Source organism: Bradyrhizobium sp. ORS 375 (genome assembly GCF_000239775.1).
GTDB lineage: Bacteria > Pseudomonadota > Alphaproteobacteria > Rhizobiales > Xanthobacteraceae > Bradyrhizobium.
In genome coordinates this window covers 1-6,565 of sequence record NZ_CAFI01000290.1, presented here as the reverse complement: position 1 = coordinate 6,565, position 6,565 = coordinate 1, and the positions used below count along the sequence as shown (strand labels likewise).

General features: G+C 63.3%; 4 protein-coding genes and 1 tRNA gene. 2 read left to right on the top strand and 3 right to left on the bottom strand.

Annotated features, from left to right (window positions below; translation table 11 throughout):
- Window positions 1-1,468 (bottom strand): porin (locus BRAO375_RS20835; RefSeq protein ID WP_035641526.1); only part of this gene is annotated, 1,468 nt, incomplete at its 3' end.
- Window positions 1,469-1,851: 383 nt separating this feature from the next.
- On the opposite strand from BRAO375_RS20835, the gene BRAO375_RS39020 reads away from it, so the two are divergent.
- Window positions 1,852-2,391: a MarR family transcriptional regulator gene (locus BRAO375_RS39020; protein ID WP_052536114.1), complete on the top strand. Its 540-nt coding sequence runs from the start codon at window positions 1,852-1,854 to the stop codon at window positions 2,389-2,391.
- A gap of 33 nt (window positions 2,392-2,424) precedes the next feature.
- Here BRAO375_RS39020 and BRAO375_RS20825 read toward each other — a convergent pair whose 3' ends face one another.
- Entirely contained in the window at window positions 2,425-3,462 is a 1,038-nt protein-coding gene (locus BRAO375_RS20825; protein WP_009029418.1) for an alpha/beta hydrolase family protein, read from the bottom strand.
- A gap of 762 nt (window positions 3,463-4,224) precedes the next feature.
- The gene (locus BRAO375_RS20820; protein ID WP_009029417.1) at window positions 4,225-5,754 is read right to left on the bottom strand and encodes a porin; all 1,530 of its coding nucleotides are present in this window, start codon (window positions 5,752-5,754) and stop codon (window positions 4,225-4,227) included.
- A gap of 707 nt (window positions 5,755-6,461) precedes the next feature.
- Between BRAO375_RS20820 and BRAO375_RS20815 the strand changes: the two genes are divergently transcribed.
- Window positions 6,462-6,555: transfer RNA gene (locus tag BRAO375_RS20815), tRNA-Ser, on the top strand.
- Window positions 6,556-6,565: the final 10 nt, after the last annotated feature.

Genomic DNA, 6,565 nt, shown 5'->3' with positions numbered 1-6,565 from the left:
CTGCGGCCGGCTTGGCGACAGCGGCAGCAGCCGGAGCCGTCACCGAACCCGAGTGCTTCTGGTCGAGCCAGGAGTACGCGAAGTCGGCCGAGAAGGTCAGGTTCTTGACCGGGGTCCAGCGCGTGATCAGGCCGATGGTGGCCAGATCGAAGTCCGGATTACAGGTCGAACCCGCGTTGAAGGCCGCAACCACGCCCGGGCTGGTGCAGATCAGGCCCTTGGCGGTGCCGTTGTAGCGAACGGCAGCCCACGAACCGTAGATCGCCGTGTTCCAGGCGGGGTTCCAGTTGTGGGTGTAGGCACCACGGACGCCGTAGGTCGTGGTCAGCTGCTGCTCACCACCGGTCGTGAAGACCGAGTCACCCACGCCGGCAATGCCGAGGCTCTGATAGGCGCCGGCGAGGCCGGTGCTGCCGTACATCGCGTAGCTGTTCGGCATCAGGCTCTGGATGTTGTAGCGGCTCGCACCGTTGGTGTAGACGCCCTGGAAGTTGATCGTATCACCAGGTCCGGTCGGGATGTTCTTGATCGACAGGGCCAGCTGAGCCGCCCAACCCCACTTGTCAGCCGGGTGGCCGGAGGTCTCGGACGCGCCGTAGTAAGCGACGTGGTTGTCATGCGCCGCGAACGACGCCTGGAACAGACCCCAAGCCTGGTCGACACGGACCATACCGACGAAGTCCGGAGCGACGTTGCCGCCGTAGTTGCTGGTGCCGTAAGCACCACCGATCACGCCAGCCGCCGTCGAACCCGCCGTGTTCCAGAGGTTGTTCTGGTAGTAGGCAGTCGCATCCTGCGCCGACACGGTGAAGGTGATGCCGGAGCCGAAGTCAGCCGTGTAGCTCAGCTGATTGACGCCAGTGACCGTGCCGCCGCCGCCGGCGAGACCGTCGAAGTTGTTGCCCGGATAGTTCACCCAGGGAGTGTCGAACTGCGACACGGCCTTACCCATGGTGAAGCCGGCGAACTGGATGAAGGCGTAGTAAACGCCGATCGAGCCCTGAGCGATGTTGCCGTCGGCCTGAGCGCCAGGAGCGCCAGCGGTCGAGTAGGCGGTCGCACCGGTCGCCGAACCCGTACCGGCATAGCCGCCGGAGGTCCAGCTGAAGGTGATGTCGGCGAAGGTACGGACGACGCCGTACTCGGTCGCCGTGCGCGTGTCGATGTTGATGTCCTGACGAGCGCGGGACGTGTAGTAGTTGCTCAGGCGGTTGTGAGCACCACCCTGGCCGCTGAACGTGCCGTTGAAGTCGCTGTTGGTCGCGATCGCCGTTTCAGCGCGGAGATAGCCGCCCAGCTTGATGCAGGTGTCGGTGCCGGGGATGTAGTAGAAGCCCGCACCATACAGGGAGCAAACCTTCACATACTCGACCGCTTTGGCCTTGATCGGAAGGTCGGCCGCCTGAGCCGCGGACATGGCGAGCAGGACTGCCGCCGAGCCGAGGACAAGGCTCTTAACCGTCTTCATTTAAACCTCCAAGTTGCTCTTTTGAGAAAGAACCGGACCAGGATCCCCCAGGACGATCCGCTTCCTCCGCTCCCGAAAAACCGCTTCAGCCGCTTCGCGCCATCGGACACACCCGCATCACGCGAGGGACTTAAGCGAAACCACCTGTCACGGGACGATCGAGTAACCCCCCACCGTCGTTAGGAACTATGCCTTCGCTCATTCGGTAAGCAAAATAGTTTATGCAGTCAGGTAATTGAATGAAGCCGAAATGTGTCCTCAGGGCAACACTGAGGCAGCTCATTGTGCAGCGCATGGCTGGCCGCGGAGCACCTCCTAGATAAGTGATTTCGTTGCAGATTTTTTTTCACTAGGGTCGTTCCCGGAATTGGACCTCCTGAGCAATGGCGCCCTCGAAGAACACAGTTGCTACCCCTGTGGACACGGACCCGCGACCGCAAATCGCCGAGCCGGCGCCCAAGAATCGCGAGGCAGTCATCCGCTTTGCGCGAGAGATCGCCACGATCAACGTCCATCTTGAGGAGCTCCGGTACTTCTGGGCGAAGCGAATCGGCATCAGCGGCCCGCAATGGATGATCCTGATGGCGATCTCTGAGCTCGATCAGGGCGAGGGCGTCGCCGTCAATGCGGCCGCCAAGCGGCTGCATGTCGATCCGTCCTTCGTCACCACACAGTCGAAGCTGCTCGAGAAGAAAGGCTTCATGCAGCGCAAGCCGGCGCCTGACGACGCGCGCGTCGTCCGGATGTCCCTGACCGCCAAGACGTCAGAGCAGTTTGCCGAGCTCGAGGCGCAGCAAGCTCAGGTCTTCGGGTTCATCTTCGAGGAGTTCGATGCGACCGAGCTGACGACCTTCACCGACAAGCTGGCCGCTCTCAAGGACCGATTCGAGAAGGCCAGCGCCAGGGTGTCGCTCGGGGTCTGAGGCTTCCCCGCCCTGCCCCAACTCGCGCGAGCTTCAATTCTGCAGCCGCGGCTCTCCGGCCAGACGCGTCGCCAGCCAATCGAAGATGAAGTCGTTGCACTGCCCCAGGTCGGGCGGCCCGTCCCGGCCGGCCTCGAAAATCTTGAGCGTGACGTCGAGGTGATCACGCTTCATCTGCGCAACGAGGCGTGTGGCGATGTCGGTTCGCAACCAGCCCCGATGCGGAAGCGCCACCAAAAGCGGACACATGATCTGGCGGGCGACCCGGCAATCGCTCGCGCCCGGCAGGCAGGCGCGCTCGTCGGGCGTCAAACGGCGCGACAGACAGACCCTCTCGTGGATGTCCCACAATCCGGCGTCGCAGACGGCAGCCGCATAACGCGGATCGAGCGCGATGCCACGCGCCACGTAGGACGAGCTCCAATCATCGGCGAGAATCGCGATCCGGGCGTCATCCACGTCGTCGCGAGCAGAGACGTAGTCCATGACGCTGCCGATCGCCGATTCGAGATCACGGCGTCCCACGATCTCGTCGAAACGACTCGACATACCAGACCCGTGCAGGTCGGCGACCAGCAACGACAGGCCGCGCTCCGCAGCATGGCTTGCCAGCGCAAGCAGCGACCTCTCTTTCCGATGGCCGGGCTCGCAGATGCAGATCACTGTGGGCGCAGGCCCGCTCGCATGCGGCGCCGGGACGAAGTACGCCGCCAGCGGATAGTCGTCGCGCCAGGGAATCGTCACCACCTCGCCCGGCGACAGACCCATGCTGAGGAACTCGAGCGCACAAGCGCGGATGCCGACCGCCACCGCCTGCTGGCGCACCGCGCAGCTCCCGAAACCGGACGCTGCGGCCTCGTAGTAGTCGACGGCACGCAGCCATTTGCGGCGCCCGCCATCCAGGCCTCCGGCCTGCGCCAGCTTGGAAGCCTCGGCGCGCAGCTCCTCGGCCGAGCGCATCCACTCCCGATACCAGGAATTCTCGTCCTGACTGTCGATCCGCTTAGCGATCGCCAGACACTGGGCGAACTCGGGCCCGTCATGCGGCGTAGTCTCGAGCAGGCGAGCCAACGCGTCGGACAGCTCCTCCCTCTCACACAACGGCCCTAGCGCACTCAGAAAGCCTTCCGGACTCATCTTGCACCGCTTCCTCGACTCGTGACGGTTTTTGCATCCGTCATCCGACTGTCAGACTGTGAAGATCCGAAAATCTACGGTCAAGCGGCGACACGGCGTTTTTTGCGGGTCGACCGACATACAGCGCGAGACTCGGCCGATCGTGCGGCTGTGTCACGTCCCAGAGCCGGTATCCGGCGGCTCGGGCGAGACAGGAGGAGCCAGAAGCGCTTGTCAAAACGAAGAAACCCCCGACGGGGCATCGTCGAGGGTTCCGGAGGTTTCACTGTTTATCGCGATCGACATTTACAAAATTATCTTATCAACTCACCTAATTTCAATACCTTATCGTCGAACTTAGCAACTTTCTTATAAGTTATTGTTTTTTCGAACTCTTCTGGTTCATTCCCGCCGTCGCGAGGGACAAATTCAGAGCTTCGAAGGGGGCAGCCGCGGCCGATCCGACGGTACCACGCCACTCGGCGGCGCTCCCGAAGCGAGCGCGCAGGTCGGCATGATGGCATCGCGAACCACGGCCCCATCGCGTGCCGGAGCACGTGCAGGGGCGAAGTCACCCCCCTTCGCTTCATCAATAGCGACACCGTGCCTCGATCGCTCAGAGCGAAGTCTGCAGAGGCCGGCGATGGGCGGGCTGGACAAAGAAAAACCCCCGGCAGTCGCCTGCCGGGGGTCCTCGATCTGATCAGACGATCAGGATCAGAAGTTGCGCTGAGCGCGGAGCAGCAAGGACACCGAGTTCTGGTCCTTGAGCTGATAGACAGCTGCCGGCTTGGAGACCGTGGCCGAGCCCGGGTAGGCAATGTTGCCCGAGTACTTCTGATCCAGGTTGGTCCAGGCCACGTCGGCCGAGAAGGTCAGGTTCTTGACCGGGGTCCAACGGGTGATCAAGCCCAGCGAGGAGATGTTGAAGTCGGGGTTGCAGGTGAAGCCCGCGCCCGCGATACCAGCCATCGCCGCGCTGCCGCAGATCAGGCCCTTGGCAGTGTTGTTGTAGGACACGGCAGCCCACGAACCGTAGATCGCCGAGTTCCAGGTCGGGCTCCAGTTGTGGGTGAAAGCACCACGGAAGCCGTAGGTCGTGGTCAGCTGCTGCTCACCGCCGGTCACGAAGACCGAGTCGCTGACGCCGGCGAAGCCGAGCGTGCCGTAGACGCCGGCCGTGCTGCTGCCGCCGTACATCGCGTAGGTGGTCGGCACCAGGCTCTGAGCATTGTAGCGGCTCGCACCGTTGGTGTAGACGCCCTGGATGCTGAGGGTGTCGCCGGGGCCGGTCGGGATGTTCTTGATCGACAAGGCCAGCTGAGCCGCCCAGCCCCACTTGTCGGCCGGATGACCCGAGGTCTCCGACGCGCCGTAGTAGCCGGTGTGGTTGTCATGCGCCGCGAACGACGCCTGGAACAGACCCCAAGCCTGGTCGACGCGGACCATGCCGACGATGTCCGGAGCAACGTTGCCACCGAAGTTGTTCGTGCCGTACGAACCGCCGATGATGCTGGCGGCCGTGATGCCCGACACGTTCCACATGTTGGTGGTGTAGTACTGCGACGCGTCCTGCGCCGAGATCGCAGCCGTGATGCCCGAGCCGAAGTCGGCGGTGTAGGTGAACTGGTTGACACCGGTCACGGTGCCGCCGCCGCCCCACAGGCCGTCGAAGTTGTTGCCCGGGTAGTTGGTCCAGGGCGCGTCGAACTGCGACACGGCCTTACCCATGGTGAAGCCAGCGAACTGGATGAAGGCGTAGTACACGCCAACGCCGCCCTGGGCGATGTTGCCGTCGGCCTGAGCGCCAGGAGCGCCGGCGGTCGAGTAGGCGGTCGCGCCGGTCGCGGAGCCCGAGCCAGCATAGGTGCCGCTGGTCCAGGTGAACGTCAGGTCAGCATAGGTGCGGACCACGCCGTATTCGGTCGCGGTGCGCGTGTCGATGTTGAGGTCCTGACGAGCGCGGCTGTAGTAGTAGTTGCTGTGACGGTTCATGCCGCCGGCAACGCCGTTGACGGCGTTGTTGTACTGGCCGTTGCTGGCGAACGAGGTCTCCGCACGGAGATAGCCGCCCAGCTTGATGCAGGTGTCGGTGCCGGGGATGTAGTAGAAGCCAGCGCCGTAGAGCGAGCAGACCTTCACGTATTCGACCGCCTTGGCCTTGATCGGAAGGTCAGCTGCCTGGGCCCCAGACATGGCGACGAGAACTGCCGCCGAGCCCAGGACGAGGCTCTTGATCGTGTTCATAATTGTAAACCTCCAAGTTGCTCAGTCAGGGAAGGTTCCGCCTCCGCTGGGTGTGAGACACCCTTGAGGTTTGGCCCTTGTCCCCTTTCGACCCGTCGCTCAGCCGCTTCGCGCTATCGGACACACCCGCATGAACGCGAGGGACTTGAGCGAACGACCTAAACGGGACGACGTCGGGATGCCCCCCTTCGTCGTGCTGGCAGAATTACCGAACGCCTTTGCACACGCAACAAAGGAACCATCATTGCGGCCCTCAGCGGGCGCCTTTTTGGGATGGTGTTGCACAAAAGGCACGGGACCGTGGTTCTGCGGGAGCCTCTAAGTTGCTGTTTATACTAATCTTTTGTGACAACGCAATTTTGAGTGCTTAGGGCCGGACACACTCGCCGGGCAGAAACCGGGCGCAAGTCGGGCGCCTCAGGCCCGAATCCGGCATGACACACGAGGAATCAAAGCGGCTCGGAGGGAGTGTGGCAGATCCGCACCAGTGCAGGCGCACGCCCGCAGAGCGCTGGGCATCGCCGACGATCGCAGCACTTGCTCCCCGGAGCGGCGCTCGGAAGTGTCCGGCCAGATGTCGGCGGCTGTTCGCTCGCCCAGCCGCCGGCTTTGGCGTCTCCGAGAGCTGCGCAGCTGTGAGGATTTGCAGAGCGCGCGCAATCTGCCGCTTGCGGCTCAGCGCGGCGTCGGGCATACCGACGCCAGCCGGAGACGTGGCCGAGTGGCTGAAGGCGGCGGTTTGCTAAACCGTTATAGGGTTGTAAAGCCCTATCGAGGGTTCGAATCCCTCCGTCTCCGCCACCCCATCAAT